Source organism: Mesorhizobium sp. M7A.F.Ca.MR.176.00.0.0 (assembly GCF_004023165.1).
GTDB lineage: Bacteria > Pseudomonadota > Alphaproteobacteria > Rhizobiales > Rhizobiaceae > Mesorhizobium.
Genome location: NZ_RZTC01000057.1, coordinates 1 through 25,827, shown reverse-complemented (window position 1 = coordinate 25,827; position 25,827 = coordinate 1). Strand labels below are relative to the sequence as shown.

Below are 25,827 nucleotides of genomic sequence, written 5' to 3'. Positions count from 1 at the left end.
CAACGCAACGAGGCCCTTTTTCCCTAGTCCCTTACTCCCTACTGCCCTACTCCCATAAATTCCGGAGGAATTTCTGATGGGCATTGAAGGTGTTGGCGCTCGGGTCGCGCGCAAGGAAGACAAACGGTTCATCACGGGCGCCGGCCGCTATGTCGACGACATGGTGGTTCCCGGCATGAAGCACGCCGCCTTTGTGCGCAGTCCGCACGCGCATGCGCAGATCAAGAAGATCGATGTGAAGAAGGCTCAAGGCATGCCCGGCGTCATCGGCGTGCTGACCGGCAAGGAACTCAAGGCCGACGGCATCGGCAATCTCATCTGCGGCTGGATGATCCACTCCAAGGACGGCTCGCCGATGAAAATGGGAGCGTGGTCGCCACTCGCCTTCGACCGGGTCCGTTATGTCGGCGACGCCGTCGTCATCGTCGTCGCCGAGACCAAGGGGCAGGCGCGTGATGCCGCCGAGGCGGTCGAGATCACCTACAAGGAGCTGAAGGCCGTCGTCGATGCCTCCAAGGCGATGGACAAGGGTGCGCCGCAGATCCACCCCGAAGCGGACAACAATCTGATCTTCGACTGGGACATCGGCAACGCCGACGACACCGCGGCGGCCTTCGGGAAGGCGGCCCATGTCGTCAAGATGGACATCATCAACAACCGGCTGGTGCCTAATGCCATGGAGCCGCGCGCCGCACTTGGCCATTACGACAAGGCCGAGGATCACTATACTTGCTGGACGACCTCGCAGAATCCGCATGTGGCGCGGCTGGTGATGAGCGCCTTCTACAATGTGGCGCCGGAAAACAAGCTGCGCGTGATCGCGCCCGATGTCGGCGGCGGCTTCGGCTCGAAGATCTACATCTATCCCGAAGAGATCGTCTGCCTGTGGGCGTCGAAGAAGACCGGCGTGCCGGTCAAATGGGTGGCCGACCGGACCGAGAGTTTTCTGACCGACGCGCATGGCCGCGACCATCACACCCATGCTGAAATGGCCTTCGACAAGGACCACAGGATCCTCGGCCTGAAGGTGGAAACCCAGGCCAATCTCGGCGCCTATATGTCGCTGTTTTCATCGGCGACGCCGACCTATCTCTATGCGACGCTGCTGTCGGGCCAGTACAACATCCCGGCCATCCACGCCAATGTGAAGGCGATCTACACCAACACCGCGCCCGTCGATGCCTATCGCGGGGCAGGGCGGCCGGAAGCGACCTTCGTCATGGAGCGCATGATGGAGACGGCGGCCCGCCAGTTCGGCGTTTCGCCGGCCGAGCTGCGGCGCAAGAACTTCGTCACAGCGTTTCCGCATCAGACGCCGGTCATCATGTGCTATGACGCCGGCGACTATGCCGCTTCGCTCGATGCGGCAATGCAGGCGTCGGACTATGCCGGCTTCGCCAAGCGCAAGGCCGCCGCCGCCAACAAGGGGTTGCTGCGCGGCATCGGCATGAGCTGCTACATCGAGGCCTGCGGCATCGCGCCGTCTGCGGCTGTCGGCTCGCTCGGCGCCGGTGTCGGCCTTTGGGAATCGGCGGAAGTGCGCGTCAACGCGGTCGGCACGATCGAGGTGCTGACCGGCTCCCACAGCCACGGCCAGGGCCATGAGACGACCTTCGCGCAACTGGTCAATGAGCGCTTCGGCGTGCCGCTCGATTCGGTCTCGATCGTCCATGGCGATACCGACAAGGTGCAGATGGGCATGGGCACCTATGGCTCGCGTTCGGGTGCGGTCGGCATGTCAGCCATCGTTAAGGCGCTCGACAAGGTCGAGGCCAAGGCCAAGAAGATCGCGGCGCACCTGCTTGAGGCCGACGAAGGCGACATCATCATCGAGAACGGCGCGCTGAAGGTGGCCGGCACCGACAAGAACGTGCCGTGGTTCCAGATGGCGCTGGCCGCCTACACCGCCCACAATCTGCCTGATGGCATGGAGCCCGGGCTGAAGGAGACGGCGTTCTACGATCCGTCCAATTTCACCTTCCCCGCGGGCTGCTACATCTGCGAGGTCGAGGTCGACCCGGAAACCGGCGTGACCGAGATCGTCCAGTTCGTCGCCGCCGATGATTTCGGCAACATCATCAATCCGATGATCGTCGAGGGCCAGGTGCATGGCGGGCTGGCGCAAGGCATTGGCCAGGCACTGCTCGAAGGCGCCCATTACGACAACAGCGGACAATTGCTGACCGCGAGCTACATGGACTACACCATGCGCGCGCCGGCGATCTGCCGTCGTTCAAGGTATCGACCTCGAACACCCCTTGCCCGGGCAATCCGTTGGGGATCAAGGGTTGCGGCGAGGCCGGCGCCATCGGCTCGCCGCCGGCGGTGATCAACGCTATCACCGACGCCATCGGCAGCAACGATCTTGCCATGCCGGCTTCGCCGTCCACCGTGTGGGCCGCGATCCGCGCGACGAAACATTGAACGCGAATGGCGAATAGGGGTAGCGAATAGGGAAGAGAATGTTCGCTACTTCCTGCTCGCTCTTTCACCCAGGGGAGAAAGACAAATGTACGCAGTCAACTATCATCGCGCCGCCTCGGTCGCCGATGCCGCCAAGCTGATCAAGACCGGCGACGCCAAGCTGCTTTCGGGCGGTATGACGCTGATCCCGGCGATGAAGACGCGGCTTGCCGCGCCGTCCGACCTTGTCGACCTGTCGCGGATCACGGAGCTGCAGGGCGTCACGGTGTCGGGCAAGACCGTCACCATCGGCGCTGCCACCACGCATAATGCTGTTGCCAATGACGAGAAGCTGAAGAAGGCCTGTCCGGCGCTTTCCCATCTGGCATCGCTGATCGGCGATCCGGCGGTGCGCCACAAGGGAACGATCGGCGGCTCGATCGCCAACAACGATCCGGCGGCCGATTATCCGGCGGCGCTGCTGGCGCTGGGCGCGACCATCGTCACCAACAAGCGCGAGATCGCTGCCGACAAGTTCTTCAAGGGCCTGTTCGAGACCTCGTTGAAGGATGGCGAGATCGTCACCGCCGTCACCTTCACCGCGCCGGGCAAGGCGGCCTATGAAAAATTCCGCAATCCGGCATCGCGCTACGCCATCGTCGGCGTGTTCGTGGCCAAGGGCAAGGATGGCGTCAGCGTCGCAGTCACCGGTGCCGGCGATGACGGCGTCTTCCGCTCGAAGGAGATTGAGGGAGCATTAGCCGGGAACTTCGCGGCCTCGGCATTGGAAGGGGTGAAAGTGCCGGCGAAGAATTTGATGACCGACATTCATGCCTCGGCCGATTATCGCGCCAATCTGATCGCGGTGATGGCCAAGCGCGCGGTGGCTGCCGCCAACGCCTGATACGATCAGTTGCGGACAGGGAGAAGGGGTCATGCGCCCCTTTTCCGTTTGTGGCGACCTGTAGTTGTCCAAACTTTGATGGAATCGCCCCCGCACCAATCGTTTGCCTGAGCAATTTTGTCTCGCCGAGACTTCACCTGGAACTGCACCGGCGGCAATCTCGCACTTGCACAAATCCATATTGCACTGCAATATGGTTTTGGGCGGGAATGCGAGCCGGGTTCGAAATATCGTGCCCTTTCGCATGCCTATTTGCGAGAGGATCGGCATGACCGACATTTCCGCGACGCATGTCGTTCCGTCCCGATCCGCCGCCGACAAATCAACCAGAACAAGACTGGCCTATCTCGACGGCTGGCGCGGGCTTTCGATCGCACTGGTGCTGATCGGCCATTTCTTTCCGGTTCCGGGAATCAATCTGGGTGTGCTGGGCGTCGAATTCTTCTTCGTGCTCAGCGGCCGGCTGATGGGCGAGATCCTGTTCATCGAACGCTACCCGCTGAAAAAATTCTTCAAACGCCGCTTCTCCCGCATCTATCCGGCTCTTTTGGTCTTCGTAGTCGTCGCGATGATTGCGCTGTCCGGCACATTCATCGCCTTCAAATGGAAGGCGGCGCTGACGGCGCTGACATTCACCTACAACTATGCCGGCATTCTCGTGACGCGGGCAGGGGCGCTCGACCATATCTGGTCGCTCTGCATCGAGGAGCACGCCTACATCATCCTGGCGCTGATCAGCGTCATCGTCTCAAGTCGCTCTCGCGTGGTCGTGCTGCTCCTGGCGCTGGCCTTGCTGGCCATGGCCAATGGCGCGGTTTCGTACTGGGTCTTCGGGATGGACTACGAAACCACCTATTGGCGCACCGACGTGCACATCGCGTCGATCCTGCTGTCGGCTTCGATCTGCCTGCTGAAGGCCGACGGCATGCTGCCGGCGTTTTTGAGAGGCAAGCATGTGGCCCTGGTGGCGACGTTCTGTGCCGTTGTCCTGTTCCTGGATCAGGTGCCGACGCCGATCCACTATCTCTTCGCGGTGCCGCTGCTGGCTCTGGCCGTCAACGCACTCGATTTCAGCCCACGGTATATTTCCGGATTGCTGTCCTCCTGGCCGATGGCGACGCTGGGTCTGTGGTCGTACTCGCTCTATCTGTGGCAGCAGCCGTTCTACAAATTCGTCTATGAGCAAGGCGTCATGCCGATGCCGATGCTGGCCGCAGTCTTCGCTTGTGCGGCCTGCAGCTACTACCTCATCGAGCGCCCGGCGCGCGAATGGCTCAACCGCAACTGGTGAGCAACAGGGCGTTCAGGCCGTCTTGCGGCGCGCCCGCCCTCTCTATGCCTGCAGCGATCTGACGTAATAGCGCACTGCTTTCTTACCGCCATGGATCACTGCGTCGCCGGCCTCAGTGAAGCCAAGGGCGGCGTGAAAGGCATCCGAGGCAGGGTTCGGCGGGTCGGTGTTGACTTCGCAGGTGACCAGATTGTAGCCGGCGCGCTCAACATGGCCGAACAGATCCTGATAGAGCCGGCGGGCATGGCCGCGGCCGCGCGCGTGCGCCGCCACGACAACGCGGTCGACATAGACGAAGCGCTCGTAGCGTTCGCGAAACCAGAGGAAATTCGGGCTGTCGTAGCGGGCGTCCTGGTCGAAGGTCATGATGAAGGCTTCGAGATCGCCGATGCGCCTGGTGTAAAACGCTTCGCCAAGCAGGAAGGACAGCCGCTCAGCCTCCAGCCACGACAGTTCTGCGGCATGCTCGTTGTTGAGCGCCAGGATCGCCGCTTCGTCTGCGGCCGATACACGGGCTATCGGGGCAGGGGTCGAGGTCATGCCTTGGCTGCCGCGATCGTTGCCGCCACCAGCGGTGTGTCGGTGAGCGTGTTGCGGTATTCGCGATCGAGATCGGAACCACCCATGCCGACATGGGGATTGCGGTAGTCCATGGCACTCGGCACATCCTTGAGGGCGGCAAAATGCATTTCGGACAGGCCGGTTTTGCTGCGCACTTCGGCAATGTTGTGCAAATCCAGTCCGCCGCAGCCGAGGATGACGATGCGCTCGCCGGCCTGCCGCACCAGATCCGCCAACAGCGGCAAGCCTTCGATAGCAGTGTCACGCTGGCCGCTGGTCAGCACGCGGCCGACCTTGCTGCGGATCAGCGATTCGAGCGCCTCGGCCGGGTCGCGCGTCATGTCGAAGGCGCGATGACAGGTGACGTTCAAGGGGCCGGCCGCCTGCGTCAGTTCGCTCATGCGCGCCTCGTCCATGGTGCCATCGGCGTTCAGGCAGCCAAACACCACGCCGGGCACGCCGAGTTCGCGCAATGCCGAGACATCGGCCAGCATCGAGGCGTATTCGGTCTCACTGTAGAGAAAATCGCCGCCGCGCGGCCGCACCATGACGTGAAACGGCACACTTGCCTGCTCGAGGGCGGCGCGGACCGTGCCGAGGCTCGGCGTGATACCGCCTTCGATGAGGCTGGCGCATAGTTCGATCCGGTCGGCGCCGGCGGCTTGCGCCGCGAGAAGGCCGTCAATGCCTTCGACACAGATTTCGATCAGCGGCAGGCGGAGAGCTTTGGTCAAGGGCAGATCCAGTCCATGATTTTCGCCAGCCCTAGCACCGGGCCGGTCGCAGCGAAAGCGGGAACAGCCTTCCGCCTTCGCCCACAGACTTGGCGGCTATTGGCGCAATTCCGTATTCTTGGCGCCTTGCTCGACCTGATCGATCACCAGAAGCTTCACCTCGACATCCCCGATATTGGTGGCCTGATGCCACTGGCCGATCATTTCGATGATGAAATCGCCAGCCTTGTAGGTGTTGCTGATGCCGGTCTCGACATTGGTGACCTTCAGCGTGCCGGCTTGGACATACGCATAGCGCGGGAAGGGGTGCCTGTGGACCGGCAAGGTCGCGCCCGACGCGATGTCGTAGGTCGAGACCAGCACCTGCACGTTCTTCTGCGGCAACGTGATCGGTTGGCCGGACGCGGTCGTCGTGCGCGACGCAAGAGGGGTCACGACCACAGGCGTGCCGCTGCTGTCCAGCGCGTGGGCCGGGTTCGCGGAAAAGGCCACCGCGAGCAGTAGTCCGGACATCAAAATCTTTCGCATGATTCGCTCCACCCCTGGCGTCAACATCGCGCAGCGGCCAGCAGCACGCAAGGCAGCGCCTTGGGCACCTGCCTGCCGGCCAGAAAATTTTTTACGCCCCTCTTGACGGAAAAAACCAAGATTACCAGATCGTTTTCCGTCGAGGCTTCGGCTCGACATACCGGCGTCGCAGCGGCGCTGCGACAGCCTCGTAACCCATGTTGCTTCACGGAGGATATGGCTATGAGAAGCTTTGATTATACCCCTCTTTACCGCACAACGGTCGGCTTCGACCGTCTCTTCGATATGCTCGAAAAAAGCGTGCGCTCTGACTGGCCTCCCTACAATATCGAGAAGATTGGCGAGCACGACTATCGCATTACGATGGCTATCGCCGGCTTCGCTCTCGATGAGGTCGAACTCATGCAGAACGGCCCCGAATTGTCTGTCATCGGCCAAAGGAAACCCGACCAGGAAAATCGGGAGGTCCTTCATCGCGGCTTGGCGACGGGCAACTTCAAGCAGGTGTTCAAGCTTGCCGACCACGTAAAGGTCAAGGCGGCCAACCTCGAGAATGGCTTGCTGTCGGTGGACCTGATCCGCGAAGTGCCCGAGGAACTCAAGCCTCGGCGCATTGAGATAGGGTCCGAAGCCAAAGCGGTTTCGCTCAAGCGACCCGACAGGACGCAGGCGATCGATTCGGATGCGGAGCCCCAACGCGAGGTCGCCTGATTCCCTGGAACCTAGATCTACGGTCCGCCTCCCGGTTCGGCCGGGAGGCACAGATCGCGGAGAATGGAGATGAGAACCGAAACCTACAGTTTTCACCAACCCGAACCGAAAAATTCTGCCGCGGAACCCGCTGGGTTGCGGACGCCGGATGATGTTCTGAACGAGGAGACGATGACGATCGGTGCAAAGCGGGCTTTGCTCGCTTTCTGGGCTTCCGACATTCATGCGGTTCCTGACAATCCCGCGTTGCGGCAATTGGACAACGGCGCCATCGTGGAAGTCAGCGACATACTTCGCGCGCTCCACCTCCTGGACGAATCCGGGCGGGAAACGCGTGTTTCAAAGGTGTCGGCAAGCGTCAGCCTGTCTTTCGACCGGCGCCGCAGGAAGAGCCGTCTCGGTTGGATGCGGCACCCCTGGCGAGATGACGACGATGATCCGCCGCCAATCCCGGCCTTTGCAACGGTGCCGCCCGGGCGTGGAGGTGGCGGCATGTTGGCCGAGCCGGAGCATGCAATCGCATGATTTCCCGAACCAGCAACAACCCACCGTGCCGAATGGAGGATTACATGAGTGACAGGACGTTCGACCAACCGGTCCTGGTCAAGAATGGTGGGTTCATTCAAGAAATGGGCTGCCTCGACGACGCGTTCGACTTCTTTGACGAGTGGCCAAGGGAACGGCGGGGTCCGATTTTCGAAACGGCCTTTCGAGCCTGCCAGCGTGCTCACGACGGCCAGGTTCCGCTGACGGTGGCGCGCGATGCCGTCACCGGCTTCGCAAGATCCGTCAAGATCCTGCAGGAACCGCTTGCTCAATTTCCTTGGATGGACGGCACAAGGTCAGGTCGCGGTGGGGTCACCGCTTAGCCTTGATAGGGGCGGCGCTGCCAGGATGGCCCGCTGCATGGTCGTCGTTCACATCCGCTACAAGGTGAACTGCCGTACCAGCTCACCTTGTAGTGGGGCGGCTCGATCGTTTGTTCGAACTCCCTGGTGCGGTTTTTGGCGACTGGCTAGGTCAGCCTCGCAACAGTCAACGCTAATATAATGTTCGAAGCGTCGCCACAGGAGGTTCAATGGTTTCCGCTATCGCAAGTCAACATCCGCATGTCCCGGAAAAACAAACGGCAGTGGGGAAGCCGCAAGCCGGCGAAGGATTTTCGCCGGGCCGCAGCGCGGACGCCGTAGGACATCTGGCCAAAATCATGGTTGCCGCAGGCGGCGATATGGATGCTGGCGCGCAAGGCCGCGCGGCATCCAAGATCGCCAGGATGGACATCACGGTTCTGACCGCACCACCCGTAGAAACACCAACAGAGTAAGATATGCTCGTTCGGGCGCCTCCGCGCCGTCATCAGCGGCGTGGGCCGCTCTCGCAGATTACGCCACGGCTCTCAGCGGAGGCTCCGCCATCGTCCCAAGGCCGTCGCATTCCGCGCAGGCGCCCGTCTTTCCGGGGCAGCCGCCCCGATGGGTTCCATGCGGGCAGCAGTGCCCGTTTGACGCATACCACTTGGAGCAGTCGAAAACCCTGCCGCTGCCATGACAGCGCGGGCATTCCATATTCGATGAAATCATACCAATTCTTGCCCAACCCAAACGCACTCGCCCTGTGCCGCAAGTAACAGGAATCATTGCGCTTTCAAGCACATCGCCCTGACTTAAATTGGGGGGATCGACGGATGGCCGGCATCGATGGCGAGCTATTGTTGCGCCGTAATCAGGTTCCCCGTGAAGACCTTGCTCGCCACAAGCCGCGTTGGGCATTGGCCGGCAACAATAGGCTGCGCCGGCTTGTCCCGTTCGTTCTCGGCGGTCACAGCAACTGCGTCATCGGGCTGCGCGTTGGCGGCCTGTGTGGCCGTGGACGCGAAGAGCACCGTCTGGGTGATGAGAGCGGAAACTGCGGCAACCTGGACCAGCACGGCGGCGAGGGCGATCTTCTTCAGCATGCGAGAAAACGCTCTTCGATGTTCCCGGTTCCCCACGCATTCAGGTTTTCTGCTCGCTACGGAACAAGAGACCGGCAGGGCGGTTAACTCGGTTATGCCGAGCAAGATCAAAGAGCCACCATCGACGCCCGCACCGGAGAAGGTACCTGTGCAACGCCGGGACAAAGAAGCCCCGCCCGAGCTTGAGGATGTCGACCCGCCACCCCGAGATGTGCGAGAGGCACCGGCACCCAACCCGAACGGCGACAAGAGATAAGATCGCCGAGATCGCAGCAAGGCCTTATGCCTGCTCGCGCGAACCTTCCCGATGCCGAGGCGTCATCGAGAGCGCTGGACAGCGGCGCCAGGTCAAGTTGAGAATCAACCTGCTGACCACGATTTTGCAGACATGCCATAGATCAGCCCCTATGGGCGACCTGACCGTCTCAAGGCCTTGAAAAATTTGGCTCCCCGGGCCGGATTCGAACCAGCGACCAACCGGTTAACAGCCGGTTGCTCTACCACTGAGCTACCGGGGAACGGATGCTCTTATGTGAGTGGCGCAGCCTATAGCTGCCCTTTTCGGCTTTGCAAAGAAGCTTTTCACATTTTTCCGAGGCTTTTTCGCGCAGGCCTTTCTCGCAATCGTCGACGGTTGCCCTCATATTAGCCGTCTTGGCAGGGATATGGAACCGAAACCGCGGCGGCGGCTTTGGTTCCAGCATGCTTGCGAAAAATCAAACGGGTCAATTTTTCGAGACGATGACAGCACAAGACAACCAGATGCCGGCGCGGAAAATCTCCGTTTTCGGGCGCGAGTTCAAAATGCCGCGCTCGCGCGGGCTCAGAATCACGATCGGCATCCTGCTGACCATCGGCGGTATCCTCGGTTTCCTGCCGATCCTCGGCTTCTGGATGGTTCCGCTCGGGCTGCTGGTGCTGTCCTATGAATTCGCCATGGTTCGCCGTCACCGGCGTCGCTTTGTCGTCTGGTGGGAACGGCGTCGCCGGCCCGATTGACCGCCGATAGCGCAAGGTGGGTGTTCAGCTGGCGGCGTGCTCTTCCAGTGCCTCACGGATCTGCTTGAGAATCGCCGCAGCCGAGGCAAGCCTTGCCCTGTCGTGCGGCGACAGGCTGTCCGCACCTTCGATCGACAGGCGGTCGATGGCGCAGTGCAGAAGCTCTCCGCATTGTGGCAGGGACAGGCCGGACGAGGCACTCGTATTTGCGGCCATTGTCCGGCGCATGGCTCTTCCTCCTGCCCTGTCCAACGCACGGGCCGCCGATGAGTTTCTTCTCCGGGGCGGCTATGCTTAACTGTCCGCTAATGGAGCGGTCAGGCCCGGTCCGACTATTTGCCGGATGCCGTCCGGACTGACGCGAGGAAACCGTTCGGAATGCACGGTGGCCGCTTGACGGCATTTTCGCCGCAACCTATTGGAACCGGGTGGAACGCCGGGAGCAATGAGGCCTCGTGGCGGAGTGGTTACGCAGAGGACTGCAAATCCTTGCACCCCGGTTCGATTCCGGGCGAGGCCTCCAATGCCCGGGCCCCCGCGCGGCAGCGCAGGGGCCTGAAGTTCCTGACACAATGGACCGCGGTTCTGGCGCGGCAAGCGGATTGGTTGGGACATGAGCGCTGATTTCTCCGAACTACGCGTCAAGATGGTCGACGGCCAGGTCCGCACCACCGATGTGACCAGCGCGCCGCTGCTTGATGCAATGCTTGTCATCCCAAGAGAGATGTTTGTCGGCGCCGCCCAGCGCGATCTCGCCTATATCGACGAGGACATCCGCATTGCCGCCGGCGCGGACGGCGCACGCTACCTGATGGAAGCATCCCCGTTGGCCAAGCTTATCCAACTGGCCGAGATCAATCCGACCGATTCGGCGCTCGATGTCGGTTGCGGAACCGGCTACGCCTCGGCCATCCTGTCGCGGCTGGCCAGGTCCGTGGTGGCGCTTGAGAGTGATTCGGCGCTGGCGGAAACCGCCAGATCGACGCTTTCGTCGCTGGGCTGCGGCAATGTGACCGTCGTCCAGGGTGCGCTGCCGCAAGGGCATGCCGCCCAGGCGCCTTATGACGTCATCCTTGTCGGCGGCAGCGTCGCGGAAGTCCCTGTGACGCTGCTGGACCAGCTCGCCGAGGGCGGCCGCCTTGTCGCCGTCGAAGGGCAGGGCAATTCCGGCGTGGCTCGTCTCTTTTTCAAGGCCGGGGGGGTTGTAACCGGAAGACGGGCATTTAATGCGGCAATTAAGCCACTACCGGGGTTTGAACGCATTCGTGCTTTCGAATTCTGAATGATTTGGCCTTGCAGCAGAGGCTTTGTCATGGTCGCTTGCATTTGAACGATCGCTGCTGATGCCAAACTGGGGGCACTTTGGGGTGAGCAGCAGGGAACATCGAACACGCGGCGCCGGCTGATCTATGAGAGAAGCAGGCGCGGCGCGGTTCCCATGGAAAACGAATGAGGGTTTAACCGTGCCGTCTTTACGCAAGTCACTTTTCACCGCCGTCCTCGTTTCGGCGACCATGCTGTCCCCACTGGCCGCTTCAGCCGAAACCATCTCCGGCGCGCTTGCAAAGGCCTACCAGTACAATTCTTCGCTGAATGCATCCCGCGCCGGCGTTCGCGTCACCGACGAGGGCGTCGCCATCGCCAAGTCGGGCTACCGTCCGGTTGTCACCGGCTCGGCGAATATCGATTATTCGAGCAGCCATCTCAACGGCACCAATTCAAGCGTGCGGCTGACCACCGGCAATTTTGGCGTCCAGATCGACCAGACGTTGTTCGACGGCTTTCAGACCAGGAACAATGTCGCTGCCGCCGAAGCGCAGGTTCGGGCTTCGGTCGAAAGCCTGCGCAACACCGAAGAGGGTATCCTGTTCAGCGCGGCCCAGGCCTATATGAACGTGATTCGCGACCGGCAGGTCGCCGTGCTGACCGAGCAGAACCTGCAGTTCCTGACCGAAACGGCGCGCGCGGCGCGTTCGCGTTTCGAGGTTGGTGAAGGCACGCGCACCGATGTCGCGCAGGCCGACGCTTCACGCGCCGCCGCGGTGGCATCGCTGAGTGCTGCCCGGGCGCAGGCGCTGGCAAGTGCGGCGCTCTATCGCCAGATCGTCGGCGACGAGCCGGGCAAGCTCAAGGGCGCTTCGCCGGTGGCAAAGCTGTTGCCGTCGAGCCTCGCCGCCGCCGTCGGGGTGGCCTCGAACGAGCATCCGGCCATCCTTGCCACGCAGCATCTGGTCGACGCCGCCGCGTTTTCGGTGAAGTCGGCCGAAGGCGCGCTGTTGCCGCAGCTCTCGGCTTCCGCCGGCGTTTCGAGCGCCTATCGCAATACCTCGCCTTTGCCAGGCGTCGGTTCGCAGGATGGCACGACCAATTCGGCCAGTGTCGGGGCAACGCTGACGATCCCGATCTATTCGGGTGGCCGCACCTCGGCGATCGTGCGCCAGAACAAGGAATCACTCAGCCAGGCCCGCATCCAGGTCGACGTCAGCCGCGACCAGGTGCGCCAGGCCGTCACCGCCGCCTGGACCGAGTATACCGCCGCGCAGCAGCAGCTGACGGCCAACAGGCAAGTGATTGAGGCCGCGAAGCTGGCACTGAACGGTGTCATCGAAGAACGCAATGTCGGCCAGCGCACCACGCTCGACGTCCTCAACGCACAGGCGACGGTCATCACCGCCCAGATCAACCAGGCCGGTTACGAACATGATGTGGTGGTGGCGAGCTACGCCATCCTGCAGGCGACCGGCCGTCTGTCCGTCGACCGCCTTGGCTTGCAGGTAGCGAAGTACAAGCCTGAAGAGCATTACAACGCGGTCAAGGACAAGTGGTACGGCCTGCGCACGCCGGACGGCCGCTGAGGCGTTCGGCCAGGACTGGCCGTGTTCCCCGTTTGAGCAGGATCTTTCGCACTCGGGTTCAGATTGCGCTAATCTGTTGAAATCCCACAAGTCCCCAGATTGGGGATTCTCGTGCGGCGATCCGTCGGTTACGCTGTCGCCATGATTCGATCCGGCTCTGCCGGAGCGGAAACCCACAGGGGTCACAAAGGCGGCGGATGTGACGATGGCAACGGCAAGCAGCGCACAGCGCGAACCTTCCATGGAAGAGATACTGGCTTCCATCAGGCGGATCATCGAGGACAGCGACGGCGGCCGCAAGCAGCCGGGCGACGCCGATGAGCTGAGCCAGGATCTGGAGCGCGCGTCGAGCGCCTATGCGGCCCCCGACGTGGAAGCATTCCGTGCCGACCTGCATGCCGCCCCCGAAGGCAGGAAGCCGGTGACGCTGGCGGAAGTCCAGGCACAGTTGCCGGCGGCCGAGCCGGTGGTCGCGCGCATGGAAACGCCTGCGCGCCCCGATCCCAGCCCGGCAAAGCCATCGATGACACTTGCCGAAGTTAGCGCCCGCGTCGCCGCCGAGCCAATCACGGTTGAATCGCCGGGATCGCGTCCTGTCGCCGACGCTTCCATCGCCGATTGGCGTCGCGAGATCGCCGCGGTCGGTGAGCAGGCGAGGGCGGTGTCGGACCGGAGCGAGGCACGCAAGACGGCTGCCCAGCCGTCCGTGGAGACTCCAAGGGACGAACCGACCGCGAAAGTAGCCGTCGAACCCGAGCCGTCTCGTCCGGATGCAAGCGTGGTGCGGCCGGTGGCGGCCAGCGCCGCGCCGCGTCCGGCGATCGTTTCCGAGCATACCGGCCGTCAGGTCGCGGCTGCCTTTGGCGAGCTTTCCGATGCGTTTGCCAGCCGCAGCAAGAAGACATTCGACGAGATGGCCGAAGAGATGCTGCGGCCGATGCTGCAGGATTGGCTGGACAACAATCTGCCGACACTGGTCGAAAGGCTGGTGCGCGAGGAGATCGAGCGCGTGGCGCGCGGGGCGCAGTAGCTCCCCATGCCGATTGCTAGAGGAAACGGCGCCTTCGTGGCGCCGTTTCTTTTGGTGGGGTCAGCTTGTTGGCAGGACGACGGATCGCGTTCCGTTGAAATGACCAGGGCCGCGCCTATCTGGTTGTGAGGGTCCGAGACAGCCCTTGCGGTTGACTTGGCCAAAACCTTCCGATTTACACCGGACCAGCAAAACTCCCGAAAGCGCGGACCATTTTCCCATGCTTGAAAAGACCTACGACGCCAAAACCGTCGAGCCGAAGATCGCCAAAGTCTGGGAAGAGGCCGACGCGTTTCGCGCCGGTGCCGGCGCCGAGGAGGGGGCGGAAGCATTTACGATCGTCATCCCGCCGCCGAACGTTACCGGCTCGCTGCATATGGGCCACGCGCTCAACAACACGCTGCAGGATATATTGGTGCGCTTCGAGCGCATGCGCGGCAAGAACGTCCTGTGGCAGCCGGGCATGGACCATGCCGGTATCGCCACGCAGATGGTGGTCGAGCGCCAGCTGATGGAAAAGCAGATCCATCGCCGCGACCTGACCCGCGAGCAGTTTATCGAGAAAGTGTGGGAGTGGAAGGCCGAATCCGGCGGCGCCATCTTCAACCAGCTGAAGCGGCTCGGCGCCTCGGCCGACTGGTCACGCGAACGCTTCACCATGGACGAAGGCCTGTCCAAAGCCGTGCTCGAAGTGTTCGTCACGCTCTACAAGGAAGGGCTGATCTACAAGGATAAGCGCCTTGTGAACTGGGACCCCAAGCTGCTCACCGCGATCTCCGATCTCGAGGTCGAGCAGCAGGAGGTCAACGGCAATCTCTGGCACTTCCGCTATCCCATCGAGGGCGAAACCTTCGACCCGGAAAATCCGAAAACCTTCATCACCGTGGCAACGACGCGCCCAGAGACGATGCTGGGCGATACGGCCGTCGCCGTGCACCCCGACGACGAGCGCTTCCGGCATCTGGTCGGCAAGAACATTGTCCTGCCGATCGTCGGTCGCAGGATTCCCGTGGTGGCGGACGAGTATTCCGATCCGGAAAAGGGTTCGGGCGCGGTCAAGATCACGCCGGCGCATGACTTCAACGACTTCGAGGTCGGCAAGCGCCACAAGCTGCCGGCGATCAATATCCTGACCACGGAGGCGGCGGTAAGCCTCAGGGACAATGAGGATTTCCTTGCCGGTCTCGAGGTGACGCCGGAGCGCCAGGTTGTCTGGGACGAACTCGACGGCCTCGATCGCTTCGTCGCGCGCAAGAAGATCGTCGAGCTGATGGAAGAGGGCGGCTTGCTCGAAAAGGTAGAGCCGCATCGCCACGCGGTGCCGCATGGCGATCGCGGCGGCGTGCCGATCGAGCCATTCCTGACCGAGCAATGGTATGCCAATGCGGCGGAACTGGCCAAGCCGGCGATCGCTTCCGTGCGCGAAGGTCGCACGAACTTCGTGCCGAAGAACTGGGAGAAGACCTATTTCGACTGGATGGAGAACATCCAGCCCTGGTGCATCTCGCGCCAGCTGTGGTGGGGTCATCAGATCCCGGCCTGGTACGGGCCGGACGGGCGCGTCTTCGTCGAGAAGACCGAGGAAGAGGCGCTGAGCGCCGCGATCGAATTCTATCTGGCGCTGGAAGGACCGTGGAAGGCCTGGGTCGAGGACAAGCTGGAGAACTTCAAGCCGGGCGAGATCCTGACCCGCGACGAGGATGTGCTGGACACCTGGTTCTCATCGGCGCTGTGGCCGTTTTCGACGCTGGGTTGGCCCGACGAGACGCCCGAGCTGAAGACCTACTACCAGACCGACGTGCTGGTGACAGGCTTCGACATTATCTTCTTCTGGGTCGCCCGCATGATGATGATGGGTCTGCACTTCATGGACGAGGAGCCATTCCACACCGTCTATGTCCATGCGCTGGTGCGCGACAAGAACGGGCAGAAGATGTCGAAGTCGAAAGGCAACGTCATCGATCCGCTCGACCTTATCGACGAATATGGCGCGGATGCACTGCGCTTCACCCTGACGGTGATGGCGGCACAAGGCCGTGACGTGAAGCTCGATCCGGCGCGCATCGCCGGCTATCGCAATTTCGGCACCAAGCTGTGGAACGCGACGCGTTTTGCCGAGATGAACGAGGTCGCGCGCAATGACGATTTCTGGCTGAACGACGCCAGGCTGGCGGTCAACCGCTGGATCCTGACCGAGCTGACGCGCGCGGCGCGCGAGATCACCGACGGCATCACCTCATACCGCTTCAACGAGGCGGCGGGTGCCGCCTACCGCTTCGTCTGGAACCTGTTCTGCGACTGGTATCTGGAATTGCTGAAGCCGGTGTTCATGGGCACCGACGAGGCGGCCAAGGCCGAAAGCCGTGCCTGCGTCGCCTTCGTGCTCGACGAGATCTACAAGCTGCTGCATCCGATGATGCCGTTCATGACCGAGGAACTGTGGGCGCAGACCGCCGGCGAAGGCAAGCAACGCCCCTCGCTGCTGTGCCACGCCGCGTGGCCGTCGCCGGACTTCGAAGACGCCGAGGCTGCAGCCGACATCAATTGGCTGGTCGATCTCGTCTCCGGCATCCGCTCCGTGCGCTCGGAGATGAACGTGCCGCCGGCAGCCATTGCACCGCTCGTCGTGGTCGGCGCCAACGCTGTGACACGCGAACGACTTGTCCGCGAAGAATCGGCGATCAAGCGGCTGGCGCGGGTCGGCGACATCTCGCTTGCCGATGTCGCGCCCAAGGGTTCGGCGCAGATCGTGCTCAACGAGGCGACGATCTGCCTGCCGCTTGGCAGCCTGATCGACCTTGTCGCCGAGGCAGCACGGCTGCAGAAGGAACTGGCCAAGGTGACCGAGGAGATCGCGCGGCTGCACAAGAAGCTGTCGAACGAGAGGTTCGTCGCCAGCGCGCCGGCCGAGATCGTGGATGCCGAGCGTGAAAAGCTCGCTGAATACCGCGATGCGCAGGACAAGCTGTCGGTCGCGTTGGCCAGGGTTCGCGACGCCGGTTGAGGATAGATTCGCGAGACTTTAGCCCTCTCTAAAGTGCTGGTTTTTCCTCGAAAATCTGCATGCCGTTGCGTTAATATTGACGTAAACGGAAGTTTTAGCCCCATTGTTGCCATAATGTAACAATGGGGCTCCTGGAGCCCAAAAAAGGCCTGTTTTCGAGCCCTTTTGGATGGTTCTCTCTGTTTTTGGGAGCCGCTCAGCCTTCACAGACCATTTTTCGGCTTTGCCGCACTAGGTTGCATTTCCTCGAAAATGCGCCTGGCCAATGTGTACATGTACGCCCGCGAATTCGTTGTTGCACCGTTAACCTGAATTGGTTCTAGCTTGATGCACTCGAATTCGGGGAGGACATTTCATGACTATTCTGCGACTGAAGGCGCTGCTGGGGGCGGGCTGCTTTTCGCTGGCTTTGATCGGGACGGCGATGAATCCGGCACATGCCGGCGGCCTGGAGCGTGCTGGCTACGATATCGACCTGTTGTTCGATCCGGCTCCGTTCGCGACCGAAGCCGAATCGACCTATGTGATGCCGCAACGCAAGCTCAAGAATGCGGTGGACACCAACCCGCTCGACGGCGATTTGACGCCTCTGGGCAGCACGGCGAAGGACAGCGAGAGCTATTGGGTGCCGCGGATCGGCGTCAAGGCGCAGATCGTCCAGGGTGTCGACTGTATGTTCGACTATTCCCAGCCTTGGGGTGCGCACACAAATCCGGGTCTTTGGGCCGGTGCCCAGTCCAACATGGAAACCGACATCAAAAGCAACAACTACGCCACAACCTGCTCCTACAAGATGGACGCCGGCAAAGGCCAGGTTCGCTTCATCGGCGGCGTCTACTACCAGGAAGTCTATGGCTTCAAGCAGGACCTGATATCGCCGCTGGTGCCGGATTTCCAGGGTACCGGGCGTGTCGATCTCAAGGGGACCGGCTGGGGCTGGCGCGCCGGCCTGGCCTATGAAATCCCCGAGATCGCACTGCGCGCCAGCCTCGTCTACAATTCGCGGGTCAAGCTCGACAATATCTCGGGCACGCTGGATTTGACGCATGTTGGCAGCGTGGTGCTTCCGATCTACGGCTCAACGCAATACATGCCGGATACAGTCGAATTGAAATTGCAGTCAGGCATTGCGCCAGGCTGGCTCGCCTTCGGTTCGCTCAAGTGGGTCAATTGGAGCCTGCTGCAGAGCGTTCCAATTTGCGTCGTAGGTACCCCCGCAGGGGCATGCGTCACTGGTGATGCTCTCCATTCGGGCCAGATCACCTCGCTGGACCTGATGTATCGTGACGGCTGGACAGTTACCGGCGGCATTGGCCACAAGTTCAACGATCAGTGGAGTGCTGCCGGCCAGCTTTCCTGGGATCGCGGCACGTCGCATGGCTATGGCTCGCAGACCGATACCTGGACACTGGGCGGCGGCGTCGCCTTTACGCCCAAGCCGAACATCGAAGTGCGTCTGGCCGGCGCGGTTGGGGTGCTGACCAGCGGCCATTCTGGAGCGTTGGCTGGTGAGAGCGGATACGTCGCCGGCACGGATGTCAGCTACGACTTCGGCAACGATCTGGTCACGGCGATTTCAGGTGGCCTTAAGATCAAGTTCTAAGTCTCTGACAATTATAACAAAAGGCCGGGGATTACCCGGCCTTTTTTGTTTGGGATCGCATCGCCCCGATTTGTCTCATCCAAGCTGCGTTGCATATTATCCGTACCGCTTTCGCCCCCTGCTATTGTGATGTTTTGGCAACAGTTTCTGAGCAACCCCTGCGCTGGAAGCCGGGCTGAGGAAATTGCCTATTTCCCGCCATAAACCCGGCGCACCTCGATCTTGTCTCGGGACACGCGCCAAAAGGCTCGGCGAGGGGGCAGCCGCTCCGCCCCATTTGCAGGGAAGATGGGGCAAGGAAGAATATGGACGCCAAAGTCATCTCCAAGGCTAAGCTCCCTAGCCGCTATGTGACCGTCGGTCCGGCGCGTGCGCCGCATCGTTCCTATCTCTATGCCATGGGTTTGTCGGCGGCCGAGATTGCGCAGCCGCTGGTCGGGGTCGCCTCCTGCTGGAACGAGGCGGCGCCCTGCAACATCTCGCTGATGCGTCAGGCGCAGGTGGTCAAGAAGGGCGTCGCGTCCGCCAGCGGCACGCCGCGCGAATTCTGCACCATCACCGTCACCGACGGCATCGCCATGGGTCACCAGGGCATGAAGTCGTCGCTGGTGTCGCGCGAGGTCATCGCCGATTCGGTCGAACTCACCATGCGCGGCCATTGCTACGATGCGCTGGTCGGGCTGGCCGGCTGCGACAAGTCGCTGCCCGGCATGATGATGGCCATGGTGCGGCTCAACGTGCCGTCGATCTTCATCTATGGCGGTTCGATCCTGCCCGGCAGCTATCGCGGCCGCCAGATCACCGTGCAGGATGTGTTCGAGGCGGTCGGTCAGCACTCGGTAGGCACCATCGACGATGCCGAACTTCTCGAAATCGAGCAGGCGGCCTGCCCGTCGGCCGGCTCCTGCGGCGCCCAGTTCACCGCCAACACCATGGCCACCGTTGCCGAGGCGATCGGCTTGGCGCTGCCCTATTCCTGCGGCGCGCCGGCACCCTATGAAATGCGCGACCGGTTCAATTTCGCCTCCGGCGAAAAGATCATGGAACTGATCGCGAAAAACATCCGGCCGCGCGACATCGTCACGCTGAAGGCGCTGGAGAATGCGGCGACCGTGGTCTCGGCCACCGGCGGTTCGACCAACGCGGCACTGCATCTGCCGGCGATCGCCCACGAGGCCGGCATCAAGTTCGACCTGTTCGACGTGGCCAAGATCTTCGAGAAGACGCCTTACATCGCCGACCTCAAGCCGGGCGGCAAATATGTTGCCAAGGACATGTTCGAGGCCGGCGGCATTCCGCTGCTGATGAAGACGCTGCTCGACCACGGCTATCTGCATGGTGATTGCATGACCGTGACTGGCCGCACTTTGGCCGAAAACATGCAGCACGTTGTCTGGAATGAGCATCAGGATGTGGTCCGCCCGGCCAACACACCCATTACCCAAACCGGCGGTGTCGTGGGCTTGAAGGGAAACCTTGCCCCCGAAGGCGCGATCGTGAAGGTTGCGGGCATGGCGGAGTTGAAGTTCTCCGGCCCGGCACGCTGCTTCGATTCGGAAGAGGAATGTTTCGAGGCGGTGACGCATCGCAACTACAGGGAAGGCGAGGTTCTCGTCATTCGCTACGAAGGACCGCGCGGCGGCCCCGGCATGCGCGAGATGCTGTCGACGACGGCAGCGCTGTACGGCCAGGGCATGGGCGGCAAGGTGGCGCTGATCACCGACGGGCGCTTCTCGGGCGCGACGCGCGGTTTCTGCATCGGCCATGTCGGCCCCGAGGCAGCCGTGGGCGGCCCGATCGGGCTGCTCAGGGATGGTGACGTGATCTCGATCGACGCGGTGAACGGCACGATCGACGTGGCGTTGTCCGATAGCGAACTGGCGGCGAGGGCAAAGACATGGAAGGCGCGCACGACCGACTATCAGTCGGGCGCGATATGGAAATATGCACAGACGGTAGGGCCGGCGCGCGATGGCGCGGTGACCCATCCGGGCGGTGCGAAAGAAACACACTGTTATGCGGACATCTGAGTTGTTGAGGTCGTCTGTCTTTTCGGCACTGGTCGTGGCCGCCACATTTGGCGCGACCTTTGGCGCCGTGGGCCAGGCCATGGCCTTCGACGACAAGGTATTCGACGACAAGACCGGGGTGAAGCCGCAATCCAGCCCTTGGGCGGTCTTCCAGTTCGGCTTCTCCGCCTACAAGAACGGCCACAAGGAACAGGCTGCCGAGGCCTACAAATACGCTGCCGAAAATGGCCAGATCGGTGCCACCTGGAAGCTTGCCCGCATGTATGCCGAGGGCGACGGCGTGGCGCGCGACGACTATGAGGCGTTCAAGTTCTTCTCCGAGATCGTCGACCAGGACGTCGAGCCCGGCTCGCCTGAGGAAAGCTATGTCTCCGACGCGCTGGTGGCGCTTGGCGACTATTTGCGCACGGGCATTCCCGGCAGCCCGGTCGCCGAGAACGAGGTGGCGGCCCAGGAATATTACATGCGCGCCGCCGCCAACTACCGCAATCCGAACGCGCAGTTCGAGATGGGGCAGATGTTCTTGAAGGGCGAGGGCGGCGTGAAGGCCAGTGTCAAGCAGGCCGGGCGCTGGTTCCAACTCGCCGCCGAGAAAGGCCATGCCGGCGCCCAGGCGACACTGGGCCATTTGTTGTTCCAGAGCGGCAAGATCGTTCGCGGCCTGGCGATGATGACGGCAGCGCTCGAACGCGCTTCGCCGGCTGACCAGCCCTGGATCCGCGGCATGCAGGAAGAGGCATTCGCCACCGCCGGCGAGGCCGACCGCCGCACCGCGATCTCGCTGGCCGATGATATCCTCACCAAGGGCAACAACGCGGACCAGTAGTCTCGCGGCTGCGTCAGCTTCACCAGCAGCACTCGATTGTCGATCGCGATCAGTTCTCGATCGGCTCCGTCGGCACCATGCTGGGCGCCGGCATCGAGATCGGCGTGACATGGTGGTGTGGCGCCAGCGTGTTTTCCGGGCAGCTATCCCCGATGTTCGTCCACGATGTGTTGTTGAGCACCATGTCGCAGCGGGCCAGATGGCTCCGGTCGGCAACCGTCAGGCAGGCGACCTGGCCAAGCTGGTAGGATTTTCCATTGGCCAGGCATTCCTGGTCGGCAAATGCCGCACCGGGAGCGGCCATGGCAAATGCCAGGCCGACAAAGATGAAATCGTGTGCTCATGCAACCCCAGCCGCCAGGACCGCAATGAACGGCGCAAAATGTGGCGATATGAGGTCCAGCGCCTGCGTGCCCGGCGAGGGTTCTCTCAGGCCGGCTGAAGCGCGAGATCGATCGCCACCGGGACGTGATCGGACGGTTTTTCCCAGGCGCGCACGTGCTTTTCGATCGACGCGGAAGAAAACCGGTTGGCGGCTTCCGGCGACAAAAGCAGGTGGTCGATGCGGATGCCGTTGTTCTTCTGCCAGGCGCCGGCCTGATAGTCCCAGAACGTGTAGGTGTCGTGCGCGTCGGTGACCGCGCGCACCGCCTCGGTGAAACCAAGGTTGAGCAGCCGGCGGAAGGCTTGTCGCGTCTGCGGCTGGAACAGCGCGTCGCCCAGCCAGTTCTCCGGAAACCGCGCGTCGATCCGCTCGGGAATCACGTTGTAGTCGCCGGCGAGCACCAGGGCCTCCTCAAGTCTCAGCCGTTCTTCGGCCCAGCGCTCCAGCCGCGCCATCCAGGACAGCTTGTAAGGAAACTTCTTCTCATCATCGATTGGATTGCCGTTCGGCAGATAGAGCGAGGCGACGCGCAAGGCACCCTTGTCGGTTGAGAAAACGCCTTCGATGAAACGCGCCTGTTCATCGGCATCGTCGCCGGGCAGGCCCCGGATGACTTCGTCGAAGCGCAGCTTCGACAATAGGGCGACGCCGTTGAAACCCTTTTGGCCATGGGTTTCGACATTGTAGCCAAGCGCCTCGATCTCGGCGCGCGGGAATTGCTCGTCGACGGTCTTGATCTCCTGCAGGCAGACGATGTCGGGTGCGCTCTCGGTCAGCCAATGGGTGAGATTGCCAATGCGGGCGCGGACACCGTTGATGTTCCAGGTGACGATTTTCATGGCGGTCTCGATGCTGTTCAGTTGGATTCTTGCGGCGGATGGCGTTCGACGAGGCCAATCGTATTGCCAGCCGGGTCCTTTAGGAAGGCCATCCATTCGCTTTCCCCCGCTGGACCGAACTGGCCCTCCGTGTCGCGATGGACAAGTGTTGGCGGCGCGGTGAAGGGTACGCCTGCCGCGACCGCAGAGGCATGGAAGTCATCGAGGCCGGATATGTCGAGATAGACGGTTCCGGCCGGTATGCCGTCAGTGAACAGCAGCCTAATATCGCCGGCCATGATGAAGGCGATGCCCGGCGGATCGAAGCGCGCATGAACCGCCATGCCGAGCACGTCGCGCCAGAAAGCCAGCGTGGTGTCGAGATCACGGCCAGCCGACAGCGCGATCTGACGGACCGCACCGATAGCAGGCATTCTATATGGAGAAACTCGTGCCGCAGCCGCAGGAGGCGACGGCGTTCGGGTTGCGGATCTGGAACGACTGGCCCATCAGATCGTCGACGAAATCGATCACAGAGCCGCCCATATAGACCAGCGACAGATCGTCGATCAGCACTGTGGCGCCGTCCTTCTCGATGGCGACGTCGTCGTCATTGCGCGTATCGACCAGATCGAACTTGTAGGAGAAGCCTGAGCAGCCGCCGCCTTCGACCGACACGCGCAGCGCCGTCTTGCCGGCCTCGTTCGAGACAATCCTGGCGATCCGCTTGGCGGCGGCCTCGGTCATATCGACTTTCATGGCAGTCTTGGCATCAGCGCCCATGGGCGTCACCTTGCTTTCGGTTTCACATGATAGGTATGAAGCGCGAGGGGCCAAGTCAACCTGGCTAAGTCAACTGCGGCAGCATCAGCCATGACCAACGAGTTGGGCGACATCGGATTCGGCTATCGGCCGCGCGCCGCCTATGCCTGCGATCCGGCAAAGTCGCGCGGACGGCTGTTCGACGAGGTGGAAAGCCCGACCCGCACGCCATTCCAGCGTGACCGTGACCGCATCATCCATTCGACGGCGTTCCGGCGGCTCAAGCACAAGACGCAGGTCTTCATCGCGCATGAAGGCGACCACTATCGCACCCGGCTGACCCATTCGATCGAAGTGGCGCAGATCGCGCGCGCCCTGGCACGGGCGCTGCGCGGCGACGAGGATCTCGCCGAGGCGGTGGCGCTGGTGCATGATTTCGGCCACACGCCCTTCGGCCACACCGGCGAGGACGCGCTGAACGAGAAGATGGTTACCTGGGGCGGCTTCGACCACAACGCGCAATCGCTTCGCATCGTGACGAGGCTGGAGGCGCGCTACGCCGAATTCGACGGGCTCAACCTGACCTGGGAAACGCTGGAAGGCCTGGTCAAGCACAACGGGCCGCTGACGGACGCCAACGGCAAGGGTCTGAAAGGGCCGGTGCCGCAGGCGATCCGTGATTACTCTGAACTGCACGATCTCGAACTCGACCGGTTCGCCGGCATCGAGGCGCAATGCGCGGCGATCGCCGACGATATAGCCTACAACACGCATGACATCGATGACGGTTTGAGGGCAGGGCTCTTGACGCTGGACATGCTGGAGACGGTTTTGCTGCCGGGAACGATCCTGAAAGGCGTTCGGGCACGCTATCCCTCCCTCGATGATGTGCGCACCGGCCACGAGCTGATGCGGCGGCAGATCACCGCCATGGTCGAGGACGTGATCAAGTCGACGACCGCCAATCTCGATCGCATCAGGCCGCGGAGCGCAGATGCGGTGAGGGCAGCTGGCGAGACGATGGTGGTTTTCTCGGCCGAAATGGCTGCCTTGGAGAAAGAACTGAAGGCCTTCCTGTACAAGCACCTCTACCGGCACGCGGAGGTTATGCGGGTGCGCGCGGACGCCGAGCAGATCGCCAAAAATCTGTTCGACGCCTATTTCGCCGATCCGCGCGCCATGCCGGACGGCTGGCGCGAGGGGCTGGATCGGGCCGACGACCGCATCAAGGCGCGCAGCGTCGCCGACTTCCTGGCGGGTATGACCGACACCTACGCGCTCAAGGAACACCGGCGTTTGTTTGACCATACGCCTGAATTGGGCTAGGGCGGGCTCGATTTTGCCGGCCAACGAGCCGGATTCGCTGCAAAGCCGCCAGAGCCAGACCCCAGAGTCACACAAATGAACATCTTCGCCGATTTCACCGCGCGAATCATAAAAGCCGTCGAAGCGCTTGATCTGAAAGACAAAGACGGCGTTTCGCCTGACCTGTCGCGCATTGCCGTCGAGCCGCCGCGCGACGCCAGCCACGGCGACCTGGCTACCAATGCGGCGATGGTGCTGGCCAAGCCGACCGGCCAGAAACCGCGCGCGCTGGCCGAAAGACTGGCGCAGGCGCTGCGTGACGACAAGGATGTCGCGGCGACGGAAGTGGCCGGGCCCGGTTTCGTCAATCTCAGGCTGAAGGACGGCTTCTGGCAGGCACATCTAACCGCACTGCTCGGCGAGGGCCGCAACTATGGCCGCTCGACGGTTGGCGGCGGCAGGATGACCAATGTCGAATATGTCTCGGCCAATCCGACCGGGCCGATGCATGTCGGCCATTGCCGGGGTGCTGTCGTCGGCGACGCGCTTGCCAATCTGATGGCCTTCGCCGGCTACGACGTGACCAAGGAATATGTCATCAACGACGCCGGCTCGCAGGTCGACGTGCTCGGCCGTTCCGCATTTCTGCGTTACCGCGAAGCGCTGGGCGACGACATCGGCGAAATACCTGCCGGTCTCTATCCCGGCGATTACCTGGTGCCTGTCGGCCAGGCGCTGGTCACGGAATTCGGCCGCTCGCTTCTGCAGATGCCCGATGACGAGGCGCTCGCCATCGTCAAGGATCGCACCATCGATGCGATGATGGCGATGATCCGCGAGGACCTTGCGATGCTCAACGTGCATCACGACGTGTTCTTCTCCGAGCGCACGCTGCACGCCGACAAAGCCAGGAAGATCCGCTCTGCGATCAACGATCTGACGCTGAAGGGCCATATCTACAAGGGCAAGCTGCCGCCGCCCAAGGGCGAGAAACCCGACGATTGGGAGGACCGCGAGCAGACGCTGTTCCGCTCGACCGCGGTCGGCGACGACATGGACCGGGCGCTGGTCAAGTCCGATGGCTCGTTCACCTATTTCGCCGCCGACGTCGCTTACCTCAAGGA

General features: G+C 62.3%; 25 protein-coding genes, 2 tRNA genes and 1 pseudogene. 18 read left to right on the top strand and 10 right to left on the bottom strand.

All coding sequences use genetic code 11. From position 1 onward, the window contains the following. The first annotated feature begins 76 nt into the window (after window positions 1–76). The 3 genes and pseudogenes from EOB59_RS19540 (at window position 77) to EOB59_RS19530 (ending at window position 4,598) form a co-directional block, all read left to right on the top strand. Window positions 77–2,424: pseudogene (locus EOB59_RS19540) on the top strand (xanthine dehydrogenase family protein molybdopterin-binding subunit). A gap of 85 nt (window positions 2,425–2,509) precedes the next feature. Next, a complete protein-coding gene (locus tag EOB59_RS19535) occupies window positions 2,510–3,307 on the top strand; it encodes a xanthine dehydrogenase family protein subunit M (protein WP_128289037.1) in 798 nt (265 codons plus the stop codon). Between the two features lie 268 nt (window positions 3,308–3,575). Beyond that, window positions 3,576–4,598, top strand: a complete 1,023-nt coding sequence (locus EOB59_RS19530; protein ID WP_127399156.1) for an acyltransferase — start codon at window positions 3,576–3,578, stop codon at window positions 4,596–4,598. 42 nt (window positions 4,599–4,640) lie between these two features. Here the strand turns inward: EOB59_RS19530 and EOB59_RS19525 are convergent, their stop codons facing one another. The 3 genes from EOB59_RS19525 to EOB59_RS19515 form a co-directional block, all read right to left on the bottom strand. Beyond that, a complete protein-coding gene (locus EOB59_RS19525) occupies window positions 4,641–5,138 on the bottom strand; it encodes a GNAT family N-acetyltransferase (protein WP_127810251.1) in 498 nt (165 codons plus the stop codon). After that, complete coding sequence (locus EOB59_RS19520) at window positions 5,135–5,893, bottom strand: copper homeostasis protein CutC (protein WP_245481722.1); 759 nt, start codon at window positions 5,891–5,893, stop codon at window positions 5,135–5,137. Before EOB59_RS19520 ends, EOB59_RS19525 begins: the two co-directional genes overlap by 4 nt. Before the next feature lie 96 nt (window positions 5,894–5,989). Continuing rightward, on the bottom strand, window positions 5,990–6,421 hold the full coding sequence (locus EOB59_RS19515; protein ID WP_127322303.1) for a cupin domain-containing protein: 432 nt from the start codon (window positions 6,419–6,421) through the stop codon (window positions 5,990–5,992). A gap of 222 nt (window positions 6,422–6,643) precedes the next feature. On the opposite strand from EOB59_RS19515, the gene EOB59_RS19510 reads away from it, so the two are divergent. The 4 genes from EOB59_RS19510 to EOB59_RS19495 all read left to right on the top strand — a co-directional run bounded on the left by EOB59_RS19510 (window position 6,644) and on the right by EOB59_RS19495 (window position 8,456). Next, entirely contained in the window at window positions 6,644–7,132 is a 489-nt protein-coding gene (locus EOB59_RS19510) for an Hsp20 family protein (protein ID WP_127397528.1), read from the top strand. 171 nt (window positions 7,133–7,303) lie between these two features. Further along, window positions 7,304–7,657, top strand: a complete 354-nt coding sequence (locus EOB59_RS19505) for a hypothetical protein (protein ID WP_245486675.1) — start codon at window positions 7,304–7,306, stop codon at window positions 7,655–7,657. Window positions 7,658–7,701: 44 nt separating this feature from the next. Continuing rightward, window positions 7,702–8,001, top strand: a complete 300-nt coding sequence (locus EOB59_RS19500) for a DUF982 domain-containing protein (protein WP_128289047.1) — start codon at window positions 7,702–7,704, stop codon at window positions 7,999–8,001. Window positions 8,002–8,210: 209 nt separating this feature from the next. Beyond that, entirely contained in the window at window positions 8,211–8,456 is a 246-nt protein-coding gene (locus tag EOB59_RS19495) for a hypothetical protein (protein WP_127397527.1), read from the top strand. Between the two features lie 381 nt (window positions 8,457–8,837). Here the strand turns inward: EOB59_RS19495 and EOB59_RS19490 are convergent, their stop codons facing one another. After that, window positions 8,838–9,086 (bottom strand): hypothetical protein, encoded by a 249-nt coding sequence (locus EOB59_RS19490; RefSeq protein ID WP_127272210.1) that lies wholly within the window; start codon window positions 9,084–9,086, stop codon window positions 8,838–8,840. 443 nt (window positions 9,087–9,529) lie between these two features. Continuing rightward, window positions 9,530–9,604 (bottom strand) — tRNA-Asn (locus tag EOB59_RS19485). Between the two features lie 223 nt (window positions 9,605–9,827). Here EOB59_RS19485 and EOB59_RS19480 point away from each other — a divergent pair. Next, the gene (locus EOB59_RS19480; RefSeq protein WP_024503836.1) at window positions 9,828–10,085 is read left to right on the top strand and encodes a hypothetical protein; all 258 of its coding nucleotides are present in this window, start codon (window positions 9,828–9,830) and stop codon (window positions 10,083–10,085) included. A gap of 24 nt (window positions 10,086–10,109) precedes the next feature. Here the strand turns inward: EOB59_RS19480 and EOB59_RS19475 are convergent, their stop codons facing one another. Then, window positions 10,110–10,313, bottom strand: a complete 204-nt coding sequence (locus EOB59_RS19475; protein WP_128289036.1) for a hypothetical protein — start codon at window positions 10,311–10,313, stop codon at window positions 10,110–10,112. A 221-nt stretch (window positions 10,314–10,534) separates the two neighbouring features. On the opposite strand from EOB59_RS19475, the gene EOB59_RS19470 reads away from it, so the two are divergent. The 8 genes from EOB59_RS19470 (at window position 10,535) to EOB59_RS19435 (ending at window position 21,433) form a co-directional block, all read left to right on the top strand. Beyond that, window positions 10,535–10,608, top strand: a tRNA-Cys gene (locus EOB59_RS19470). Between the two features lie 90 nt (window positions 10,609–10,698). Then, a complete protein-coding gene (locus EOB59_RS19465; RefSeq protein WP_127267806.1) occupies window positions 10,699–11,367 on the top strand; it encodes a protein-L-isoaspartate O-methyltransferase in 669 nt (222 codons plus the stop codon). Window positions 11,368–11,548: 181 nt separating this feature from the next. After that, window positions 11,549–12,940: a TolC family outer membrane protein gene (locus tag EOB59_RS19460; protein ID WP_127322716.1), complete on the top strand. Its 1,392-nt coding sequence runs from the start codon at window positions 11,549–11,551 to the stop codon at window positions 12,938–12,940. 205 nt (window positions 12,941–13,145) lie between these two features. Continuing rightward, a complete protein-coding gene (locus tag EOB59_RS19455; RefSeq protein WP_128289035.1) occupies window positions 13,146–13,970 on the top strand; it encodes a PopZ family protein in 825 nt (274 codons plus the stop codon). Window positions 13,971–14,190: 220 nt separating this feature from the next. Continuing rightward, entirely contained in the window at window positions 14,191–16,974 is a 2,784-nt protein-coding gene (locus tag EOB59_RS19450) for a valine--tRNA ligase (protein ID WP_128289034.1), read from the top strand. A 355-nt stretch (window positions 16,975–17,329) separates the two neighbouring features. Then, window positions 17,330–18,577 (top strand): OmpP1/FadL family transporter, encoded by a 1,248-nt coding sequence (locus EOB59_RS19445; protein WP_128289033.1) that lies wholly within the window; start codon window positions 17,330–17,332, stop codon window positions 18,575–18,577. A gap of 305 nt (window positions 18,578–18,882) precedes the next feature. Continuing rightward, window positions 18,883–20,607: a dihydroxy-acid dehydratase gene (gene ilvD / locus EOB59_RS19440; RefSeq protein WP_127270685.1), complete on the top strand. Its 1,725-nt coding sequence runs from the start codon at window positions 18,883–18,885 to the stop codon at window positions 20,605–20,607. Beyond that, the gene (locus tag EOB59_RS19435; protein WP_127270686.1) at window positions 20,594–21,433 is read left to right on the top strand and encodes a tetratricopeptide repeat protein; all 840 of its coding nucleotides are present in this window, start codon (window positions 20,594–20,596) and stop codon (window positions 21,431–21,433) included. Before ilvD ends, EOB59_RS19435 begins: the two co-directional genes overlap by 14 nt. Before the next feature lie 49 nt (window positions 21,434–21,482). On the opposite strand, the gene EOB59_RS19430 is transcribed toward EOB59_RS19435, so the two are convergent. From EOB59_RS19430 to erpA, 4 genes are all read right to left on the bottom strand, one after another. Further along, window positions 21,483–21,737 carry a hypothetical protein gene (locus EOB59_RS19430; RefSeq protein ID WP_245482753.1) on the bottom strand — a complete coding sequence of 85 codons (255 nt, stop codon included), beginning with the start codon at window positions 21,735–21,737 and terminating at the stop codon, window positions 21,483–21,485. A 125-nt stretch (window positions 21,738–21,862) separates the two neighbouring features. Next, entirely contained in the window at window positions 21,863–22,657 is a 795-nt protein-coding gene (gene xth / locus EOB59_RS19425; protein ID WP_127270660.1) for an exodeoxyribonuclease III, read from the bottom strand. A gap of 17 nt (window positions 22,658–22,674) precedes the next feature. Beyond that, the gene (locus tag EOB59_RS19420) at window positions 22,675–23,070 is read right to left on the bottom strand and encodes a VOC family protein (RefSeq protein WP_127323280.1); all 396 of its coding nucleotides are present in this window, start codon (window positions 23,068–23,070) and stop codon (window positions 22,675–22,677) included. Between the two features lies 1 nt (window position 23,071). Then, complete coding sequence (erpA, locus tag EOB59_RS19415) at window positions 23,072–23,419, bottom strand: iron-sulfur cluster insertion protein ErpA (protein WP_013531288.1); 348 nt, start codon at window positions 23,417–23,419, stop codon at window positions 23,072–23,074. 90 nt (window positions 23,420–23,509) lie between these two features. On the opposite strand from erpA, the gene EOB59_RS19410 reads away from it, so the two are divergent. Continuing rightward, window positions 23,510–24,724: a deoxyguanosinetriphosphate triphosphohydrolase gene (locus EOB59_RS19410; protein WP_128289032.1), complete on the top strand. Its 1,215-nt coding sequence runs from the start codon at window positions 23,510–23,512 to the stop codon at window positions 24,722–24,724. A gap of 75 nt (window positions 24,725–24,799) precedes the next feature. Then, on the top strand, window positions 24,800–25,827 hold a 1,028-nt coding region (gene argS / locus EOB59_RS19405; protein WP_128289031.1), incomplete at its 3' end, for an arginine--tRNA ligase.

What these genes read in the sequence shown, in the direction of transcription:
- EOB59_RS19535 (WP_128289037.1), top strand. Translation starts at nt 2,510, where the DNA reads ATGTACGCAGTCAACTATCATCGCGCCGCCTCGGTCGCCGATGCCGCC.
- EOB59_RS19530 (WP_127399156.1), top strand. Translation starts at nt 3,576, where the DNA reads ATGACCGACATTTCCGCGACGCATGTCGTTCCGTCCCGATCCGCCGCC.
- EOB59_RS19525 (WP_127810251.1), bottom strand. Translation starts at nt 5,138, where the DNA reads ATGACCTCGACCCCTGCCCCGATAGCCCGTGTATCGGCCGCAGACGAA.
- EOB59_RS19515 (WP_127322303.1), bottom strand. Translation starts at nt 6,421, where the DNA reads ATGCGAAAGATTTTGATGTCCGGACTACTGCTCGCGGTGGCCTTTTCC.
- EOB59_RS19510 (WP_127397528.1), top strand. Translation starts at nt 6,644, where the DNA reads ATGAGAAGCTTTGATTATACCCCTCTTTACCGCACAACGGTCGGCTTC.
- EOB59_RS19505 (WP_245486675.1), top strand. Translation starts at nt 7,304, where the DNA reads ATGACGATCGGTGCAAAGCGGGCTTTGCTCGCTTTCTGGGCTTCCGAC.
- EOB59_RS19500 (WP_128289047.1), top strand. Translation starts at nt 7,702, where the DNA reads ATGAGTGACAGGACGTTCGACCAACCGGTCCTGGTCAAGAATGGTGGG.
- EOB59_RS19495 (WP_127397527.1), top strand. Translation starts at nt 8,211, where the DNA reads ATGGTTTCCGCTATCGCAAGTCAACATCCGCATGTCCCGGAAAAACAA.
- EOB59_RS19490 (WP_127272210.1), bottom strand. Translation starts at nt 9,086, where the DNA reads ATGCTGAAGAAGATCGCCCTCGCCGCCGTGCTGGTCCAGGTTGCCGCA.
- EOB59_RS19480 (WP_024503836.1), top strand. Translation starts at nt 9,828, where the DNA reads ATGACAGCACAAGACAACCAGATGCCGGCGCGGAAAATCTCCGTTTTC.
- EOB59_RS19475 (WP_128289036.1), bottom strand. Translation starts at nt 10,313, where the DNA reads ATGCGCCGGACAATGGCCGCAAATACGAGTGCCTCGTCCGGCCTGTCC.
- EOB59_RS19465 (WP_127267806.1), top strand. Translation starts at nt 10,699, where the DNA reads ATGAGCGCTGATTTCTCCGAACTACGCGTCAAGATGGTCGACGGCCAG.
- EOB59_RS19455 (WP_128289035.1), top strand. Translation starts at nt 13,146, where the DNA reads ATGGCAACGGCAAGCAGCGCACAGCGCGAACCTTCCATGGAAGAGATA.
- EOB59_RS19450 (WP_128289034.1), top strand. Translation starts at nt 14,191, where the DNA reads ATGCTTGAAAAGACCTACGACGCCAAAACCGTCGAGCCGAAGATCGCC.
- EOB59_RS19445 (WP_128289033.1), top strand. Translation starts at nt 17,330, where the DNA reads ATGACTATTCTGCGACTGAAGGCGCTGCTGGGGGCGGGCTGCTTTTCG.
- ilvD (WP_127270685.1), top strand. Translation starts at nt 18,883, where the DNA reads ATGGACGCCAAAGTCATCTCCAAGGCTAAGCTCCCTAGCCGCTATGTG.
- EOB59_RS19435 (WP_127270686.1), top strand. Translation starts at nt 20,594, where the DNA reads ATGCGGACATCTGAGTTGTTGAGGTCGTCTGTCTTTTCGGCACTGGTC.
- EOB59_RS19430 (WP_245482753.1), bottom strand. Translation starts at nt 21,737, where the DNA reads ATGGCCGCTCCCGGTGCGGCATTTGCCGACCAGGAATGCCTGGCCAAT.
- xth (WP_127270660.1), bottom strand. Translation starts at nt 22,657, where the DNA reads ATGAAAATCGTCACCTGGAACATCAACGGTGTCCGCGCCCGCATTGGC.
- EOB59_RS19420 (WP_127323280.1), bottom strand. Translation starts at nt 23,070, where the DNA reads ATGCCTGCTATCGGTGCGGTCCGTCAGATCGCGCTGTCGGCTGGCCGT.
- erpA (WP_013531288.1), bottom strand. Translation starts at nt 23,419, where the DNA reads ATGGGCGCTGATGCCAAGACTGCCATGAAAGTCGATATGACCGAGGCC.
- EOB59_RS19410 (WP_128289032.1), top strand. Translation starts at nt 23,510, where the DNA reads ATGACCAACGAGTTGGGCGACATCGGATTCGGCTATCGGCCGCGCGCC.